The following is a 17,161-nucleotide window of genomic DNA, read 5'->3' on the forward strand; positions in this document are numbered from 1 at the left end:
TCTCTAGTTACTATCTTAGTCCTGCAAACAGGTCGGACTCTGGCAGATCGGTAGGAACCTTGGAAGAAATCAAGGTGTAGTCCTCCCATGGCCAGCTTTCAGCATAGACGTGTTCCGGGACGGCGAAGAAGAAGCCTTCCGGGTCGATCTGGGTGCGGTGGGCCAGCAGAGCCTGATCACGCTGAGAGAAATGGTCGGCGCAGTAGATCTGCGTCGTGGTGGTGTGTGGTGAAACCCACTTGAACATCTGGTTCTCTTCGTCGGCTTCCCACTGCGCCACGCGCTCGGTGTAGGGCGACTCGTAGCCAGCTTCCAGCATGGCGTAGTGCAGGGTGCGGAAGCGCTCCGGGGAGAAGGCGCGGTCGTAGTACAGCTTGCCTACCGACCAGGGTTCGCCCAGCTCTGGATACATCTCCGGATTGCCCGCATGTTCGAAAGCAAAGGTGGAGACCTTGTGGGTGTGGATGTGGTCCGGGTGCGGGTATCCGCCGTTCTCGTCGTAGGTGACGATCACGTGCGGGCGGAATTCGCGGATCAGCTTGATCACGCCTGCGGCGGCAACCTCGACGGGCTGCAGGGCGAAGGCGCCGAAGGGAAGGTCCGGCAGCGGGTCGCCTTCCGGCAGGCCCGAATCGACGTATCCCAGCCAGCGGTGCTTGATGCCCAGCACTGCGGCCGCCTCGGCCATTTCCGTGCGGCGCACACCTGCAAGATCGCGATGCGCATGGGCCAGCTCGCCGGCGGCGGCGTTGAGAATATCCCCGCGTTCTCCTCCGGTGCAGCTCACGACCATGACCTCGGCCCCGGCTTCCACGTAGGCGGCCATGGTGGCGGCTCCCTTGGAGGATTCATCATCCGGGTGGGCATGAATTGCCATGAGGCGCAGCCCCTCGGAGGGGCCGATCTTCTTAATCTCGTGGTTCACCACTGGTTTTCTTCCTTTTACACCGGCACAGGCTGGCGGAGCCCAAAAGTCCCGCCATGTTTAACAACCACGGTCCGACCACTCATTATTCCCTTGGGCAACAGGGCGCTAAACTTAACCCCTAGGACCCAAAAAACGGCTGCCCCGAAACATGACGCGGGCCGCCGCTAAGGCAAGAGAGTGGTGCAAGGCACGTAATGTCTGATCCAAGCTTAACGGCTCGCTACAACAACCCCAAGAAACGTAACCTTTCAAGGAAAAATCGCAACATCCTCATCGGTGCTGCGCTGGTAGTGGGCGTCGGCGGGGCGGCCTATATGGGTTTTTCGAACTACGAAGCGCTCTCCTTCCAGGATGTCGGATTCGCCATCGACTCCCCGACCCAGGCCCAGGCAACCATCTCGGTGGAGTACAACGCCAAAGACCGCGTGCAGTGCGATGTGCGCGCGTTGAACGAGTCGAAGGCAGTGGTTGGCTTCAAGACCCTGCTAATGGATCCAGGCGAGCGGACCGGTGTCATCAAGGAAACGGTGACCGTCGATCTGCACACCGACAATAAGGCAGTTACCGCCGGAGTCGAAGCCTGCTACGTCGTGCCGCAGAACTTCGCAGGTTAACATTCCCTCTGATTCCTCCCCTAATAGCTGAAACTATTGGGTTTATTGCGCAATCGCGACTACTATCGATGAAAAGATACGTTTCGCCCCGCATTGCGCATGTCCCGGACAAACCATCCCGGAACACCAAGCTGGCGGGGTCTTTGCTTGCATCATTTGAATACTTGCACCCGCTGAGCGTACCGAATCCGACGTCGTCGATGCCACCGTTGAGGTGGCTTTCCACTTTCCAGACCGGGAAGCCGACGATGTCCTGACTGACCAAAGGAAGTACCACCGTGAGCACCAACAGCAACGAACCTGTCGTATGGCTGACTCAGGAAGCCTACGACCGGCTGAATGACGAACTGACTTTCCTCTCCGGCCCAGGCCGCGCCGAGATCGTCGCTCGTATCGAACAGGCGCGTTCCGAGGGTGATCTGAAGGAAAACGGCGGCTACCATGCTGCTCGCGAAGAGCAGGGCAAGGCAGAGGCACGTATCCTCTACCTGAAGGATCTGCTGCGCCGCGCCCACGTCGGCGAGGCACCTGCGGATGACGGAATCGTCGAGCCTGGCATGCTGGTTGTCGCCAACATCGCGGGCGATGAGACCACGTTCCTGTTCGGCTCGCGCGAAGTCGCCGGCGACACCGACCTTGAGGTCTACTCGGAGCAGTCCCCTATCGGCGTGGCTGTCCATGGCGCCAAGGTCGGCGACAAGCTGACCTACGTGGCCCCTAACGGCCGCGACATCAAGGTGGAGATCATCTCCGCCAAGCCATACTCCGCCTAAGTTCCAGGCAACGCGCAAGGCGCCGGCGTCCACGATTGCTCGTGGATGCCGGCGCCTTCGCCGTGCCCGGGCTCACCTAGGCGACCGAGCCGCCCGCGGTATTGGTGATGTGCGGGTCGAAGCCCTCGGCGCGAAGGTTGCCCAGCACCTGCTTTGAATGCTCGTGGCCCTTGGTTTCCAAATCGATGGTGATCGCCACATCGCCCATGGACAGGGAGCCGCCGATGCGGGTGTGATCCAGTCGGGTGACGTTGGCGTCTGATTCGGCGATGATGCGGGAGATCTGGGCCAGGGCGCCCGGGCGGTCGGGGAGCATCATGCGAATGGTCAGGAAGCGGCCAGCAGCCGACAGACCGCGCTGGATCACCTTGAGCATCAGCAGCGGGTCGATGTTGCCGCCGGAAAGGATCACAGCTGTCGTTGCCGGGTTGATCCCGTGCTCCTCCAAGCGGTTCTCCAGCAGGGCTGCAACGCCCACCGCGCCGGCGGGTTCCACTACCAGCTTGTTGCGTTCGAGCAGCACCACCAGCGCGCGGGCCAGGGCGTCTTCAGAGACCGTGACCACGTCGTCCACGAGCTCCTTGATGATGGCGAAGGGCAGCTGGCCGGGCTTGCCCACGGCGATGCCGTCGGCAATGGTGTGCACGGTGTCCAGCGGCACCAGGGCGTCGGCCGCCAGCGATGGCGGGTAGGCAGCAGCGTTCTCCGCCTGGACGCCGACCACGCGGATGGTGCGCCCCAGCTGGCGGGCGCGTTCCTTCAACGCGATGGCGACGCCTGCCAGCAGTCCGCCGCCGCCCACACCCATCAGCACGGTGTCCACATCCGGCAGCTGTTCGAGCAGTTCCAGACCGATGGTTCCCTGCCCGGCGATGATGTCAGGGTGGTCGAAGGGGTGCACGAAGACGGCGCCGGATTCATCGGCATAGCGCTGGGCTTCGGCCAGGGCCTCGTCCACATTGCTGCCGAAGAGCACTACCTCGGCCCCGTGGTCCCGGGTCGCCGTCAGCTTGGGCAGCGCCACGCCCAGCGGCATGTAGATGCGGGCCTTGATGCCCAGCTGGCTTGCCGCCTGGGCCACGCCCTGGGCATGGTTGCCTGCAGAGGCCGCCACGACACCGCGGGCCTTGTCTTCGTCGCTGAGCTTTGCCATGCGGACATAGGCGCCGCGGACCTTGAAGGAGCCGGCGCGCTGCATGTTTTCGCACTTGAGGTAGACCTCGCTGCCCACGTGCTGCGAGAGAACCCTGGAGTGCTCCACCGGGGTCCGGTCAATAACTGGTTTGAGCACTTTCGCTGCGGCTTCGATATCAGCCAGGGTGACAGGCAGTTTCGTCTCAGTGCTCATTGTTTATTCCTCGTTTACCGATTTTTCTGGTTGCCGGGTTTCCGGCTGGGGTGAAGTTTTTGTGGTTGGCGGTGAAGACTCTTCGGGGTCGGCGGCTTCCGGCGGAGGTCCGGCTGATGCCAGTTCCTCCCCGTAGATCTCGGCTACGTAGGGATCCTTTTCCCAGGTTCTTCCTGCGATGTATTTGACCACGGTATTCAGTACTGCCAGCATCGGCACAGCGAACAGCGCTCCGGGGATGCCGGCGATCATGGTGCCGCCGGCCACCGCAAGCACCACTGCCAACGGGTGCAGGCTGACAGCCTTGCCCATGATCAGCGGCTGCAGGATGTGCGATTCAGCCTGCTGCACTGCCAGCACAATGGCCAGCATGATCAATGCATTGATCCACCCATTGGACACCAGCGCCAGCAGGACCGCGAGCGCTCCGGTCAACAGGGCGCCGACGATCGGAATGAACGAGCCGAGGAAGACCAGCACGCCCAATGGCATGGCCAGCGGGACGCCCAGGAAGAATGCTCCCAGTCCAATGCCAGCTGCGTCGATCAGCGCAACCAGCATCTGCACCCTGACGTAGCGGACCAGGGAGGTCCAGCCGCGGGTCAGCGCGCCGTCCATGGCGGGGCGGGCGCGGCGCGGCAGCAGGTTGATCAGGAACAGCCCGATCCTGCGTCCGTCAAGCAGCAGGAAGATGACGGTGAAGAATGTCAGCAGGACCCCGGTGAGGATCTGTCCTACGGCCGATCCCCAGCTGATGGCCTCGCTCAAGATATTCGTCGCGTTGCCGCGCAGTCCCGTGAGCGTATCGTCCAGGACCTTCTGTACATCGTCGTTGGTCAGCTTCAGCGGACCGTTGAACAGCCAGTCTTGGACCTGCTGGATTCCGATCAGTGCCTGGTTCCACAAGTCCGCGAAGCCGACGCCGAGCCTTTGGCCTGCCAGCGAGAGCCCGGCGCTCACCAGGGCCAGGAACCCGATGAGGGTGATGCCTACGGCAAGTCCCTTGGGAACCGCGAATTTGCTGTGCAGGGTCTTGACCAGTGGCGCCAGCAGGCTTGTGATCAGGGTGGCGATCAATACCGAAATCACCAGCAGCGATACCTTGGAAATCAGCCAAAAGATGACGCCCAGTGCTGCCACGATAATCAGGAATCGCCAAGCCCAGCTTGCCGCAAGACGTACCGGGTAAGGCATATCTTCTGCGGTTCGCAGATTAAGGTCCTCGACACTCGACGTAGGGGTGGCGTCGCGTCGCGGACTCGGAAGCGTGCTGCGCAGTCTTCGCAGGCGCTCTAGCCGATTAGTCTTCATATCCCTACGCTACCCCGTCATTTAGTAGGACTTTCAGTCCATGCTGAATTGTGACAAAAACTAAGGACCAGTGCCCATATTGGGCACTGGTCCAGAAAAATCTTTTCGATTTGAAGGTTAGTTCTCTCGAAGAATGGCCAGAATGCGCAGAATCTCGGTGTAGAGCCAGATCAGGGTCATCGTCAGGCCGAAAGCGCCGCGCCATGCCATAATCGCCGGAGCGCCCTGGCGGGAAAGCTCTTCGATCATGGTGAAGTCCGAAACCAGTGCGTAGGTAGCCAGCAGCACTGCGATCACGCCGATGGCCAGTCCCAGCATGCCGCTGCGCATGCCGAACATGCCTTCAACGGTGCCAGTGAGCATCATGACCATGTTCACCAGCGAGAAAACGACCAGGCCGATCATCGCGATGAAGAACATCTTGTTCAGCTTCGGAGTCATGCGGTACTTGCCCGAGCGGTACAGCGCGAGGGTCACGCCGGCGACGCAGAAGGTCGCGACGACTGCCTGGATGGCGACGCCCTTGTAGAGGCCGTCGAGGAATTCGGACAGGCCTCCGAGGAACAGGCCCTGGGCCGCCGAGTACACCAGGATCAATGCTGGCGATGGGACCTTCTTGAAGGCATTGACCAGGCCCAGCACGAAACCGACCAGCGCGCCCGGGAGCATCAGCGCGGGAACAACCCAGCCGATCGCTGCACCGATGACGACCAGCGCAAGACAGAAGATCGTCTTGTTGATGGTGTCGCCGACGGTCATTCGACCCATGTCCGCACCGGTTGCGGCTGGCTGCTGGTACATGGTGTTCAGCTGGTCAGCGCTCAGGTTTGCAGTGTCACGGAATCCAACCGGGGCACCGGGCTTGGTGCCCCACGCCTCAGACTGGCTCTTCGAACCAAAAATTGGGTTGCCGCTCAAAATTATTCCCCCGTAGGTAGTGTGGTCGGCTCGCACTGTTTGTGCGGTTATTCCTGCTGTTAAGCCTAGTAAAACTTGCTGTGAAATGACTCAGTCAAAGGGATGATTTCAAGTGCCTCCCGGATCAACGATTCACCTCGTCGACGAGTGTCTTGGAACGGTCCAAAACAATACGAAAAGGCCGCATACTTCCCGTCTGGGATGTATGCGGCCTTCTTCCGGTGCCCCCAGTGGGACTCGAACCCACAAGCCTTGCGGCAGCTGATTTTAAGTCAGCCGTGTATGCCAATTCCACCATAGGGGCAGGACTCTCAAATCCTACGCGATCGATTCGGAAAACATAAAATTCTCCCAGACGCGGTCGATGGGGACCTTGTTTCAAAGGTCCCCATCGATCATGTCGGTCATCGCTGGCTAAGCGCTACTTCTTTGGCTTAGCGGTTTCTTCGAAAGCGGTGCGCGGAGCTTCAAGGTTGTTCAGCTGCAGCGCGTCGCGGGTGAAGAAGAAGGCAACCATCCAGTCGCCCAGAACGCGGAACTTGCGCTCGAAGGTCGGCATGGCCATGCCGTGGTAGCCGCGGTGGGCCATCCATGCTGGCCAGCCCTTGAGCTTGATGCCAACGACCTTGGCAACGCCCTTGTTGCGGCCGAAGCCGGCAACTGCGCCGAGGTTCTTGTGCTTGTATTCCTTCACGCTGCCCACGCCGTAGCGTACTGCGTAGAGGTTCTTTGCCAGCAGCTTTGCCTGGCGCACTGCGTGCTGTGCGTTCGGTACGCAGGTGCCGTCCGGCAGGCCGCCGGTGACGTCCTTGACTGCGGAAATATCGCCGGCAGCCCAAGCGCCGTCCAGCGCATCGCCATTCGCGTCCTTGATGCGAAGGTCGGTGCGGGTCTCGATGCGGCCGCGCTGCTCAATCGGGAAGTCGGTGGAGCGGACCATTGGGTTTGCCATGACGCCTGCACACCAGATCAAGGTGTCCGCGCCAAACTGGTCGGCTGGGGACTTGTCAGCCATGTTGATCAGCTGCATGTAGCCGTCGGTGGCGTCGGCCAGCGAGGTGTTCAGCAGCACCTCGATGCCGCGGCTACGCAGGTGCTCGACAACCCATTCGGCCTGCTCTGCGGTAACTTCTGGCATGATGCGGCCCATGGCCTCAACCAGGACGAAGCGCAGTTCGCTCAGCTCGACGCGGTCGTTGAGGTTGACCAGGTGGCGGGCCATGTCCTCAAGCTCGGCGATGGTTTCGATGCCGGCGAAGCCGCCGCCGACGACCACGAAGGTCAGGGCGCGCTTGCGGGCTTCCGGATCGGTCATGTTCGAAGCGGACTCAATGCGCTCGGCAACCTTGTTGCGCAGGGCGATGGCCTCTTCGATGGTCTTCAGGCCGATGCCGGTCTCAGCCAGGCCGGTGATTGGGAAGGTGCGGGTGACGGCGCCTGCCGACATCACGATGTCGGTGTACTCCATCTCGAACTCGTCACCGTTCACTGGAGCGATGACAGCCTTCTTGCCGGCGTGGTCGATGCTCAGCACGCGGCCGTTGACCAGCTCTGCATGCTTCAGGTGCTGACGGTGGGACACCACGACGTGGCGTGGCTCAATCTGGCCGCCTGCAACTTCTGGCAGGAACGGCTGGTAAGTCATGTATGGGTTTGGGTCGACCACGGTAACGATGCCACCGTGGCTCTTGACCTTCTTCTGCAGTTTCATCGCGACGTACAGGCCAACATAGCCGCCGCCGACGACGAGAATGCGCGGACGCTTCTGGGAGGAGCTTTCGATGATCGACATACTGTTGATTCTACGCGGATTTTCGGAGTTAGTGAAAACATTCACTAATGAATTCAGTGCCGTTGGACACTCAAAAACCGCTAGAATACGGCGAAGTTCACATTAAGTGTCATAGGACACATCATCGATTGCGGATGAAGTGCAGCGGCGGGAATCAATTCGTGGATTGATTCCCGCCGCTGCCCAGGTTTTTCTATTTATCGTCTTCCGGGATGTCGTCGAAGATATCCCTGTCGGCCTTGCCGCCGCTGACGTTCAGATCGCTGATCTTCGCCGACGAGACGCTGGCCGTAAGCTTCTGCCTGCGCGCTGCCCGTCCAAGCTGCAGCGAGCCGACCAATAGTAGCAGCGCCAGGAGCGCCGCTCCCCCGATCACGATGACCGGCTGCGTGAGCGGGACCGAGTCATCCGGTGCGATCGGCTCCGGAGCTGCCACCTGCTTCAAATTCGATTTCTCCATGGAGACGCCCGGATCGGTGGATTCGGGGCTTTCTTCAGCATTGCGGCGATGCACGCGGATCCATTCGGTGATGGTTCCCAGCGGGTTGTCCTTCACGATGGGCACTGCCGCATTGACCGCCGCGTTGGCGTCGAGAATGCCGTAGCCGTAGAGGTTGTCGGTTCCAGGGGCACCGGTGTCCTTGGCAGTTTTCAGGATCCTGTTGATCACCTGGTTGGCCGACATGTCCGGGTACTTGGAACGGATCAGCGCTGCGACGCCTGCCACCAGCGGGGCAGCGCCGGACGTTCCGGACCAGCGGGCATAGCCGTTGTCGGGCAGGCCGCCGACCAGCTTCTCGGCCGGTGCGGCAACGCCGATGGAGATGCCTTCGGTGGAGGAATCCTGGGATGCCTTGCCGTTCTCGTCCACGCCGGCCACGGTCAGCACGCCTGGAATTGTCGCAGGGGCACCGACCTGGTTCATGCCGCCGGAACGGTTGCCCGCCGCTGCCACGATGACCACGTCGTGCTCTTCGGCGTATTTGAATGCTTCGTCCCAGCTTTCTGGCCAGGCGGGGCTGGTGGAGCCCAAGGACATGTTGATGACGCTGGCTCCGTTGTCCACAGCCCACTTCACGGCACGGGGGATCTGCTGTTCCACAGAAATCCCCGAAGGATTGCCTTCGCCCATCCACAGCGAAACCGAGAGCAGCTCGGCCTTGGGCGCTACGCCGAGCACGCCGTTCTTGCCCTTGCCCGGCTCGGGAACATCCTCATAGGTGGGTTCTTCGGGGACGTCCTTGTGCTCTTTGTCCTCGTCCTTGTTGTTTTCCTCAACGTTCTTCTTTTCCTGTTCCCAGGCAGACTTCAAACGCTGGTTCTCGGACTTGATCCGGTCGATTTCCTGCTGGTTGTTGCCTCGTCCGGCCAGCAGCGTAGCCACCAGGGTGCCGTGCTCGCTCATGATGCCGATGGGCTTTTCGCCGTTCGCCTCGCCCGAGCCGGACATGTCGGCGCCGCCGACCACTGCGCCCTTCAGGTCGCGGTGGCTGGCGTCGATGCCGGTGTCGATAATCGCTACCTTGACGCCTTCGCCCTTCGTTTCTTTCTGCGCTTCGGCGATGCCCAGGGATTTCAGCCAGTATTCGGCATCTCGCATGTCATCGGCGCGGGCGGCGGGGCTTGGCAGCAGGAAAACAAATGCCAGCAAGGCGACGAGCGCGAACGACACCGCTGTGCGCATCAGGGAATAGCCAGTGGATACTGGTGGGTTCAAGTTCATCTCCTTGCCGGGTTCTCCAGTGCTGTTACTGGGTGCGGTCCGCAGCGGATGCCGCGATGCCGTCGAGGATGTCGTGCTCGGACGCAACAAGGACCAGGTCCTTGCTGCCGGTGGCTTCCTCCAGGTACTTCAGGATCCGCTCGACGATGACGGCGCCCGCCTGGATGACATCCACGCGGCCCGGATGCATGAAGCCCAGGGCCAGGCGCTGCTCGCGCGAATAGGAAAGCATGGAGGCGGTGGCCTGGCGCATCTGGTCAAAGCTCAGCCGTGCGCCGTGGATGGCCTCCGACTGGTACTCCTTGAGCCCCAGCGCCTGCGCGGTCAGCGTGGTGAAGGTGCCGGCCACCATGATGACCTGCTTGACCTGCGAGAGGTCCACAGCACCGGCAAGGGTGCCCAGGGTGCTGTCGATGAAGGCAAGGCTCTGCGGGGAGCGCAGGCCGTCGAGGTGGAACCGCTCGGTGACCCGGACGCAGCCCATGTCCAGGCTCTTGGCTGCCAGCGGGCCGGAGGCGTCTCCCACCACGAATTCGGTGGATCCGCCGCCCAGGTCGATGACCAGCGCCTGGCCCTGCTGCGCGCCGAGCACCGAGGCGGCGCCGGCGAAGGACAGTGATGCCTCTTCGTCGCCGGAGATGACCTCGGGCTCCACGCCCAGAATCGAGGTGATGGTGGAGATGAACAACTCCCGGTTCGATGCGTCGCGGGCTGCGGAGGTGGCCACGAAGCGGATGGCCTCGACCTGGTGCTCGTCGCACAGCTTCTTGTATTCCTTGGCCGCGGCGAAGGTGCGCTCAAGTGCTTCGGGCGCGAAGGCGCCGGTGGCGTCCACGCCCTGGCCCAGGCGCACGATCTTCATGGTGCGCAGCACGTCGTTCAGCTGGGTCCCGGATTCGCCGGTGGTGGCATCAGCGATCAGCAGGCGGATGGAGTTCGTTCCGCAGTCGATTCCTGCGACGCGCATCAGTCCTGCTCCCCCGCTTGTTGTGCAGCTTCCCGGGCGGCCCGCTTGGCGGCGCGCGCAGCGCGCTTGACTTCCGGGTCCTCGGCTTTTTCCTGGGTCTTCACATGGCGCGAGCGGTCTTGGCTCGGCACCGCGCTGTCGGTGTCCCAGGCGCCGACACAGTAGCACTTGTCCTTGGTCCACCACTGAGCGATGCCCGCCAGGGCCTCATCGCCCAGCGGGTTCACGCCTTCGCCGGCTGCCAGCGAGTGGCCCACCAGCACGTGCAGGCACTTGACGCGCGTGGGCATGCCTCCCGCGGAGACCCCTGCGATCTCCGGCACGGCCCCGGTGCCCGAACGCTCGCCGATGGCGTCGCGGTTGGCCAGGTAGGCTTCATGGGCCGCGGTGTAGGCCGCGGCCAGTGCCGAGTCTTCGCCCAGGCGTTCGTTCATCTCGTTCATCAGGCCGGCGGCTTCCAGGCGCGAGACGGCGGAAGTGATCACCGGGTGGGTCAGGTAGTAGGTGGTGGGGAACGGGATTCCGGAGCTCAGGCGCGGAGCCGTGGTGGCTACCAGCGGGTTGCCGCACACGCAGCGCGCGCCGATCTCCACCACATCGCGCACCGGACGGTTCAGCTGGCGGCTGAGGGTGTCCAGGTCCTGTTCGCTGGGTACTCGGCCGGCTGCGTCCAGGGCTTCACGGATGGGCTGTTCAGTCACGATGATTCTCTTTGCTTCGTTGATTAATCGGTGGCGGAGCGATGGACCGAATCGATCAGTGCATCAACCCATGGCAGTTCCTGGCGCACCTCGTAGGTGCTGCCGTTGCCGGTGCTTGCGCTCTGGTCTTCTGGCTTCTGGCCGACGACCATGTACAGCTTCTCCCCGGGCATCACTAAGTTTATCCGCTCGCGGGCCTGCTGCTTGATGTACAGCGGATCGTCCCAGCGGGCGATCTCCGCCTTCAGGTCGTCGCGCTGCGCCTCCATGCTGGAAATCGATGCGCGCAGCTCGCTGATCTCGGCCATCTGGGTGCGGTAGTAATTCACCGTGGGCACCAGCATGACGGCGAAGAAGCCGAAGACGACGATCAGCGCGGCAATGCGCCCGGAGAACCTGTGCGCTGCCACCGGTTGGCCCTGCTCTACTGGTTGCGCAGGTTCAGGCTTCTGGCCTGGCTTGCGGCGCACCGCCATGGAGAACTTCGCACGGTCTTCGCGGCGGCGTTCGTTCTGCTTTGCCTTGGCGCGCTCGCGCAGCGGCTTCTTGGCCACGGGCTTGCCGGAGGCCTGGGACTGGTGTGATGCATCCGATACCGCGCCGGCCGCCGGTTCTTCGGGCTTGGCCCGTCGTCCGGGGTTCGCGCGGCTTGGGGCTGGGGTGCTTCGCGCGGCGGAAGGCCGTGGAATCTTGGGGATGCGCGGCGTCCTGGATTCTTCGGAACCTGAATCGACGATATGCAGCGCGTCGGTGGCAGGCTCCGCGTCGTGGACCGCGCCTGTCGGCGCAAAAGGCGCAGATTCCTGCGCCGCTGCCTGTGGTGCTGGCTCATTCTCCCCCGGGTTCGGGGTATTCCGCCGTGGCATGCGCGGTGGTCGCTGAGCCATATTCCCCCATTCCCCATGGTGCGTTTTCCGTTCGGTGCTTCGCGGAATTCACCGCGATAATTCCATTAAATAACGAAAAGCCCGCCGGTATCCACTACCGACGAGCTTATTCGCTATTGCTGGTGATTAGCTGTTGAAACGCGGGAAAGCGCTCTTGCCAGCGTAAACAGCCGAAGCACCCAGGTCCTCTTCGATGCGCAGCAGCTGGTTGTACTTAGCCACGCGCTCGGAGCGAGCCGGTGCACCGGTCTTGATCTGACCTGCGTTGGTGGCAACGCAGATGTCTGCGATGGTCACGTCTTCGGTCTCGCCCGAACGGTGCGAGGTGATGGTGGTGTAGCCGGCGCGCTGGGCCAGGGTGATGGCGTCCAGGGTCTCGGTCAGGGTGCCGATCTGGTTGACCTTCACCAGCAGCGAGTTGGCGGTGCCCTTTTCGATGCCCTCGGCCAGACGCTCAGGGTTGGTGACGAACAGGTCGTCGCCCACCAGCTGCACCTTGTCGCCGATGGCGTCGGTCAGGGTCTTCCAGCCGTCCCAGTCGTTCTCATCCAGCGGGTCCTCGATGGACACCAGCGGGAAGTCGGCGACGAGCTGGCCGTAGTAGTCGCTCATCCACTGTGCCGAGCGGCCTTCGCCCTCGAACTGGTAGGCGCCGTTCTCGAAGAACTCCGAGGAGGCGACGTCCAGTGCCAGTGCGATGTCGGCGCCCGGGGTGTAGCCGGCGCGCTGGATTGCTTCGGTGATCAGTTCCAGTGCCGCGCGGTTGCTAGGCAGGTTCGGGGCGAAGCCGCCCTCGTCGCCCAGGCCGGTGGACAGGCCCTTTTCCTTCAGTACGGACTTGAGGTTGTGGTAGACCTCGACGCCCCAGCGCAGGCCCTCGGAGAAGGACTCGGCGCCCAGCGGAGCGATCATGAATTCCTGGATGTCGACATCCGAGTCGGCGTGCGAGCCGCCGTTGAGGATGTTCATCAGCGGCACCGGCAGGACGTGGCCGTTAGGGCCGCCCAGGTACTTGAACAGCGGCAGGTTTGCGCTGACTGCTGCGGCGTTGGCAACTGCCAGGGAGACGCCCAGGATGGCGTTGGCGCCCAGCTTGGACTTGTTGCTGGTGCCGTCCAGGTCCAGCATGGCCTGGTCGATGGCGCGCTGGTCGGTGGCGTCAAGGCCCTCGAGCTCTTCGGCGATCTCGTCGATGACGGACTCGACTGCACCGAGCACGCCCTTGCCCAGGTAGCGGTCCTTGTCGCCGTCGCGGCGCTCTACAGCCTCGAACTGGCCGGTGGATGCGCCCGAAGGAACGGCTGCACGCCCGTGCGAGCCATCGGTGAGCAGTACCTCGACCTCAACGGTCGGATTGCCGCGGGAATCAAGGATTTCGCGCGCGTGAATGGCGTCAATCAATGCCATGAGTATGGACTCCTTGTAGAAAGGGGTGGTCTAAGGGCTGGCCAGCCAGCGGTCGCTGAGTGACCGTCGGCGCCTTTGCCTGTCTCTAGCCTAGCGCTTCGCGGGCAATTCCGACGATGATGTTTCGTCCTGCGCGGTGCCGTAGCTGCGCTGGATTTGCTCACGCAGCACCGATTCTGCATCCAATCCCAGCTCCTGGGCCCGTGCCGTCAGCGCCATCAGCTCGGCCGCCAGCTGCTTTTCATCCTGCACCCTTTCGCGCAGCTGAGCAGTGCCGCGGTGCCCGGCGGCCGCAGGCGAATCGGCGCGGGAATGGCGATCGAGCAGCTTCTGGGCCAGGGTGAGCGAGGGCAGCCCGGCAGGCAGGCCCGCATTTTTCCGAGGCCTTTCACCCTGCGCCCGCTCGGCCTGCTTGGCGGCATCCCAGACGCGGATGATCTCCTGAATGTCCTTAGTAATCTCTGGCCGAATATGTCCTTGCGCATCGAAAACATGCTGGTTGCGGCGCAGCAGCTTCGCGTTCAGCGCCGCGGCGACATCCTGCAGGGTGAAAGCCTCAGCCTCCTGCTCGATGAGCGAATGCAGCAGGATCTGGAACAGCAGGTCTCCCAGCTCTTCCTTCAGCAGCGCCGGATCCTTCGCGCCGATCGCGTCGAGCACCTCATAGCTCTCCTCGATCAGGTAGGTGCGCAGGCTTTCATGGGTCAGCGCCCTGGTCCAGGCGCAGCGCTCGCGCAGTATCTGGACCGTGGCGATCAGTTCATCCATGGGGCTGTGGAAACTAGGCATGGCTTCATGCTATCGCCCGCACCCGCCGCCGCAGGCCGGCTAGGGCGCAGGCAGCGTCAGGATCTGCGGGCCGTCCTCGGTAACGGCGATGGTGTGTTCGGTGTGCGCGGTGCGGGCGCCGGTGGCGCTGCGCAGCGTCCAGCCGTCGGCATCGATTTTCAGCCGGTTCGTGTCCTTCATGACCCATGGCTCGATGGCCAGCAGCAGTCCCGGCTGCAGCACATAGCCGCGCCCCGGCTTGCCGTTGTTGGAGATGTGCGGGTCTTGGTGCATGGTCGAGCCGATGCCGTGGCCGCCGTATTCAAGGTTGATCCGGTATCCGGCGGCCGAGAGCACGCCGCCGATGGCGTAGGAGATGTCCCCGATGCGCGCCCCGGGCTGGGCCGCCTGGATTCCGGCGGCCAGCGCTGCTTCGGTGGCGTCGATCATCCTCTGGTCGGCCGGATCCTGCTTGTCCCCGATGATGAAGCTGATGGCGGCGTCGGCTGAAATCCCGTTCAGCGTCACCGCCAGATCCAGGGTGAGCAGGTCCCCGTTCTTCAGCTTGTAGTTGTGCGGCTTTCCGTGCAGCACCGCGTCGTTGACCGCGGTGCAGATGTAGTGGCCAAAGGGGCCGCGGCCGAAGGACGGCGCATAGTCCACATAGCAGGAGACTGCCCCTGCCTGTTCGATCATTGCCTTGGTGCGCCTGTCGATCTCCAGCAGGTTCGTGCCGACGGCGCATTCGCTTTTCAGTCTCGCCAGGATCGTGCCCACCAGTTCGCCGGCGGCCTGCGCCTTGAGCAGTTCGGCGGGACTGAGAATTTCGATCATCATCGCTCCTTGGTGCTGGCTTACTGCTAAGCCCAAAACTACAACATGACAGGCCAGAGGCGAAGAACGCCCGCAGGAATTCCTGCGGGCGTTCTTGGTGCCGACTGGCGGCTAAAGATGGCGTCTAGTTCTCTTCGTAGTCCTCGTCGAGGTCTTCGTCGTCATCGTCCAGCAGGTGGTCGTAGTAGTCGTTGATGTACTCGACCAGCAGCTCGCGCATTTCCAGCGGCACGAAGGCGGCTTCCGCCGCGTTCAAGGTCAGGTCCAGCAGATCTTCCAGATCGTAGTCGAAGGCCTCGACCAGCAGCTCGTATTCGTCGGACAGGCTCGTGCCGGACATCAGGCGGTTGTCCGGCGAGATGGTGACGTTGAAGCCTGTCTGCACCAGCAGGTCGATCGGGTGGGACTCGATGCCCTCGCCGAATTCTGCGGTGGCGCCGGTCTGCAGGTTGGAGGAAGGGCAGATCTCCAGCGGGATGCCGCGTTCGCGCACCCAGTTGGCCACCGGGCCCAGGGAGACCAGGCCGGTGTCTTCGCTGACCTCTTCGCCGTCGTCGTCAACGCCGCCGAATTCGATCTCGATGTCCTCGGCAACGCGCACGCCGTGGCCTAGGCGCTGGGCGCGGCCCACCAGGATGGCGTCCTTGATGGAGTCTAAGCCTGCCGCCTCGCCCGCATGCACGGTGGTCGGGAACAGGTTGTCTGCCAGCAGGTCGAAGGCGTCCTTCATCCGCGAAGGAGGGAAGCCCTCCTCAGCGCCGGCGATGTCAAAGCCGACCACGCCGCGGCCGCGGTGACGCAGGGCCAGCTTGGCGATCTCCAAGCCGTTGTCTGCGTGGCGCATGGCGGAGAGGATCTGGCCCACCTGCATCGGGTGGCCCTCGCTGTTCAGCTCTTCGCAGCCCTGGTCCAGGCCTTCCTGCACGGCGTCGACGACGTCATCCAGGCTCAGGCCGTTGCGCAGGTGCTGCTCGGGTGCATAGCGCACCTCGCCGTAGATCACGCCGTCGTCGGCCAGGTCTTCGACGAACTCGCGGGCCACGCGGATCAGCGCTTCGCGGGTCTGCATCACGGCAACCGTGTGCTCGAAGGTCTCCAGGTAACGTGGAAGGGATCCCGAGTCGGCTGATTCACGGAACCAGTCGCCCAAAGCTTCGGCGTCAGTGGTAGGCAGCTCGTGGCCGATCTCGGCGGCGAGCTCAATGATGGTCTCTGGACGCAGGCCGCCGTCAAGGTGGTCATGCAGTGAAACTTTAGGCAGATCCCGGAAGTCGAATTCGGGATCGTAGGCAGTATGAATCAGTTCTTCAGTCACACCACTGAGCCTAGTCGCAAAATGCGCCGACTGACAGTTCTAGCGGGTAAAGATCTGCCTGCCAAGATGTGACGCTGGTCAAACCGGCTGGTTAACGCTCTTCCGCCGCCGGCGGCACCGTTTCAAGCACCTTGGAGTCAAGCTTCTGCTGATGCTGCTCGATGCGCTTGTGGTAGCGTCCCAGCAGCCAGTTCACAATGCGGTCGATCACGAATCCGAGGATCACCGCGGCCACGATGGACACCGCAATGCCAAGGATTTTGTTGTCGTGCATCCAGTTGCCGGCCAGGGCGCCGATGCCCACCGAATACACTGCCCAGGTGATGACGCCGATGGTGTCGAAGAAGGTGAAGCGGCGGTGGCTGAAGCCGGTGGCCCCGGCGGTCAGGTTCACCGCCACGCGGCCGATGGGAATGTAGCGGGCGGTGAAGATCAGCAGCGCCCCGGAGGTTTCAAGCTTCTTCTCCGCATAGGTCAAGACCTTGTGCGCCCTGGGGTTGTTCATCCATTTGAAACCGCGCGAGCCGAGCTTGCGGCCGATGAAGTAGGTGATCTGGTCGCCGATGATCGCTCCGGCCGCGGCCAGCAGGCCTACCAGCCACAGGTTGGGGGTGCCGGTGTGCACGCCCACCGAGGCGAGGGAAACAACGAATGATTCGCTGGGGACAATGGGGAAGATTGCGTCGAGCATGCAAAAGAGGAAAAGCAGGGGCAACACCCACCAGGCGCTTGCAGCCTGGCTGATTGCCTCGTTGACCAGTTCCATCATGTGTTAAAACTCTTTCCCCCAGTGCGAGCAATGTGCGCCGCACCCTTCCATTTTCACTCGAGCGCCCGCGCGCACGCATCAAACTTCTGGCCGATTGTTATCACAG

General features: G+C 62.7%; 16 protein-coding genes and 1 tRNA gene. 2 read left to right on the top strand and 15 right to left on the bottom strand.

The window, feature by feature from the left end:
- Positions 1-10 precede the first annotated feature (10 nt).
- Positions 11-877: a mycothiol conjugate amidase Mca gene (gene mca, locus AUR04nite_RS11670; RefSeq protein WP_141365241.1), complete on the bottom strand. Its 867-nt coding sequence runs from the start codon at positions 875-877 to the stop codon at positions 11-13.
- A 245-nt stretch (positions 878-1,122) separates the two neighbouring features.
- Here mca and AUR04nite_RS11675 point away from each other — a divergent pair, with 245 nt between their 5' ends.
- Positions 1,123-1,542: a DUF4307 domain-containing protein gene (locus AUR04nite_RS11675; protein WP_141365189.1), complete on the top strand. Its 420-nt coding sequence runs from the start codon at positions 1,123-1,125 to the stop codon at positions 1,540-1,542.
- A gap of 278 nt (positions 1,543-1,820) precedes the next feature.
- A complete protein-coding gene (greA, locus tag AUR04nite_RS11680; protein ID WP_141365190.1) occupies positions 1,821-2,315 on the top strand; it encodes a transcription elongation factor GreA in 495 nt (164 codons plus the stop codon).
- 76 nt (positions 2,316-2,391) lie between these two features.
- Here the strand turns inward: greA and ilvA are convergent, their stop codons facing one another.
- The 14 genes from ilvA to AUR04nite_RS11750 all read right to left on the bottom strand — a co-directional run bounded on the left by ilvA (position 2,392) and on the right by AUR04nite_RS11750 (position 17,055).
- Positions 2,392-3,663 carry a threonine ammonia-lyase gene (gene ilvA / locus AUR04nite_RS11685; protein ID WP_141365191.1) on the bottom strand — a complete coding sequence of 424 codons (1,272 nt, stop codon included), beginning with the start codon at positions 3,661-3,663 and terminating at the stop codon, positions 2,392-2,394.
- Positions 3,664-3,666: 3 nt separating this feature from the next.
- Entirely contained in the window at positions 3,667-4,857 is a 1,191-nt protein-coding gene (locus tag AUR04nite_RS11690; protein WP_246055506.1) for an AI-2E family transporter, read from the bottom strand.
- Between the two features lie 234 nt (positions 4,858-5,091).
- Positions 5,092-5,898: a Bax inhibitor-1/YccA family protein gene (locus AUR04nite_RS11695; protein ID WP_407646694.1), complete on the bottom strand. Its 807-nt coding sequence runs from the start codon at positions 5,896-5,898 to the stop codon at positions 5,092-5,094.
- Positions 5,899-6,114: 216 nt separating this feature from the next.
- Positions 6,115-6,196, bottom strand: a tRNA-Leu gene (locus AUR04nite_RS11700).
- A 117-nt stretch (positions 6,197-6,313) separates the two neighbouring features.
- Positions 6,314-7,684 carry an NAD(P)/FAD-dependent oxidoreductase gene (locus AUR04nite_RS11705; RefSeq protein ID WP_141365194.1) on the bottom strand — a complete coding sequence of 457 codons (1,371 nt, stop codon included), beginning with the start codon at positions 7,682-7,684 and terminating at the stop codon, positions 6,314-6,316.
- A gap of 193 nt (positions 7,685-7,877) precedes the next feature.
- Positions 7,878-9,368: a S8 family peptidase gene (locus AUR04nite_RS11710; RefSeq protein WP_246055510.1), complete on the bottom strand. Its 1,491-nt coding sequence runs from the start codon at positions 9,366-9,368 to the stop codon at positions 7,878-7,880.
- A 64-nt stretch (positions 9,369-9,432) separates the two neighbouring features.
- Positions 9,433-10,374 carry a Ppx/GppA phosphatase family protein gene (locus AUR04nite_RS11715; protein ID WP_174787878.1) on the bottom strand — a complete coding sequence of 314 codons (942 nt, stop codon included), beginning with the start codon at positions 10,372-10,374 and terminating at the stop codon, positions 9,433-9,435.
- Positions 10,374-11,075, bottom strand: a complete 702-nt coding sequence (locus tag AUR04nite_RS11720; RefSeq protein WP_141365195.1) for a DUF501 domain-containing protein — start codon at positions 11,073-11,075, stop codon at positions 10,374-10,376. The genes AUR04nite_RS11715 and AUR04nite_RS11720 overlap by 1 nt, the downstream gene beginning before the upstream one ends.
- Before the next feature lie 23 nt (positions 11,076-11,098).
- A complete protein-coding gene (locus tag AUR04nite_RS11725) occupies positions 11,099-11,962 on the bottom strand; it encodes an FtsB family cell division protein (RefSeq protein ID WP_141365196.1) in 864 nt (287 codons plus the stop codon).
- A gap of 126 nt (positions 11,963-12,088) precedes the next feature.
- The gene (gene eno, locus AUR04nite_RS11730; RefSeq protein WP_141365197.1) at positions 12,089-13,369 is read right to left on the bottom strand and encodes a phosphopyruvate hydratase; all 1,281 of its coding nucleotides are present in this window, start codon (positions 13,367-13,369) and stop codon (positions 12,089-12,091) included.
- 90 nt (positions 13,370-13,459) lie between these two features.
- Positions 13,460-14,158 (bottom strand): MazG nucleotide pyrophosphohydrolase domain-containing protein, encoded by a 699-nt coding sequence (locus AUR04nite_RS11735; RefSeq protein ID WP_141365199.1) that lies wholly within the window; start codon positions 14,156-14,158, stop codon positions 13,460-13,462.
- A 39-nt stretch (positions 14,159-14,197) separates the two neighbouring features.
- A complete protein-coding gene (gene map / locus AUR04nite_RS11740) occupies positions 14,198-14,971 on the bottom strand; it encodes a type I methionyl aminopeptidase (RefSeq protein WP_141365201.1) in 774 nt (257 codons plus the stop codon).
- Positions 14,972-15,095: 124 nt separating this feature from the next.
- Positions 15,096-16,286 carry an adenosine deaminase gene (locus tag AUR04nite_RS11745; RefSeq protein ID WP_141365203.1) on the bottom strand — a complete coding sequence of 397 codons (1,191 nt, stop codon included), beginning with the start codon at positions 16,284-16,286 and terminating at the stop codon, positions 15,096-15,098.
- Between the two features lie 91 nt (positions 16,287-16,377).
- Positions 16,378-17,055, bottom strand: a complete 678-nt coding sequence (locus tag AUR04nite_RS11750; RefSeq protein ID WP_246055507.1) for a DedA family protein — start codon at positions 17,053-17,055, stop codon at positions 16,378-16,380.
- Between the last annotated feature and the right edge of the window lie 106 nt (positions 17,056-17,161).

It is taken from the genome of Glutamicibacter uratoxydans (genome assembly GCF_006539925.1).
GTDB lineage: Bacteria > Actinomycetota > Actinomycetes > Actinomycetales > Micrococcaceae > Glutamicibacter > Glutamicibacter uratoxydans.

Excerpts from the sequence above, each read along its gene's own strand:
- map (WP_141365201.1), bottom strand. The coding sequence starts at position 14,971 with ATGATCGAAATTCTCAGTCCCGCCGAACTGCTCAAGGCGCAGGCCGCC.
- ilvA (WP_141365191.1), bottom strand. The coding sequence starts at position 3,663 with ATGAGCACTGAGACGAAACTGCCTGTCACCCTGGCTGATATCGAAGCC.
- AUR04nite_RS11675 (WP_141365189.1), top strand. The coding sequence starts at position 1,123 with ATGTCTGATCCAAGCTTAACGGCTCGCTACAACAACCCCAAGAAACGT.
- AUR04nite_RS11725 (WP_141365196.1), bottom strand. The coding sequence starts at position 11,962 with ATGGCTCAGCGACCACCGCGCATGCCACGGCGGAATACCCCGAACCCG.
- mca (WP_141365241.1), bottom strand. The coding sequence starts at position 877 with ATGGCAATTCATGCCCACCCGGATGATGAATCCTCCAAGGGAGCCGCC.
- AUR04nite_RS11710 (WP_246055510.1), bottom strand. The coding sequence starts at position 9,368 with ATGCGCACAGCGGTGTCGTTCGCGCTCGTCGCCTTGCTGGCATTTGTT.
- AUR04nite_RS11735 (WP_141365199.1), bottom strand. The coding sequence starts at position 14,158 with ATGCCTAGTTTCCACAGCCCCATGGATGAACTGATCGCCACGGTCCAG.
- AUR04nite_RS11715 (WP_174787878.1), bottom strand. The coding sequence starts at position 10,374 with ATGCGCGTCGCAGGAATCGACTGCGGAACGAACTCCATCCGCCTGCTG.
- eno (WP_141365197.1), bottom strand. The coding sequence starts at position 13,369 with ATGGCATTGATTGACGCCATTCACGCGCGCGAAATCCTTGATTCCCGC.
- AUR04nite_RS11705 (WP_141365194.1), bottom strand. The coding sequence starts at position 7,684 with ATGTCGATCATCGAAAGCTCCTCCCAGAAGCGTCCGCGCATTCTCGTC.
- AUR04nite_RS11750 (WP_246055507.1), bottom strand. The coding sequence starts at position 17,055 with ATGATGGAACTGGTCAACGAGGCAATCAGCCAGGCTGCAAGCGCCTGG.
- AUR04nite_RS11690 (WP_246055506.1), bottom strand. The coding sequence starts at position 4,857 with ATGCCTTACCCGGTACGTCTTGCGGCAAGCTGGGCTTGGCGATTCCTG.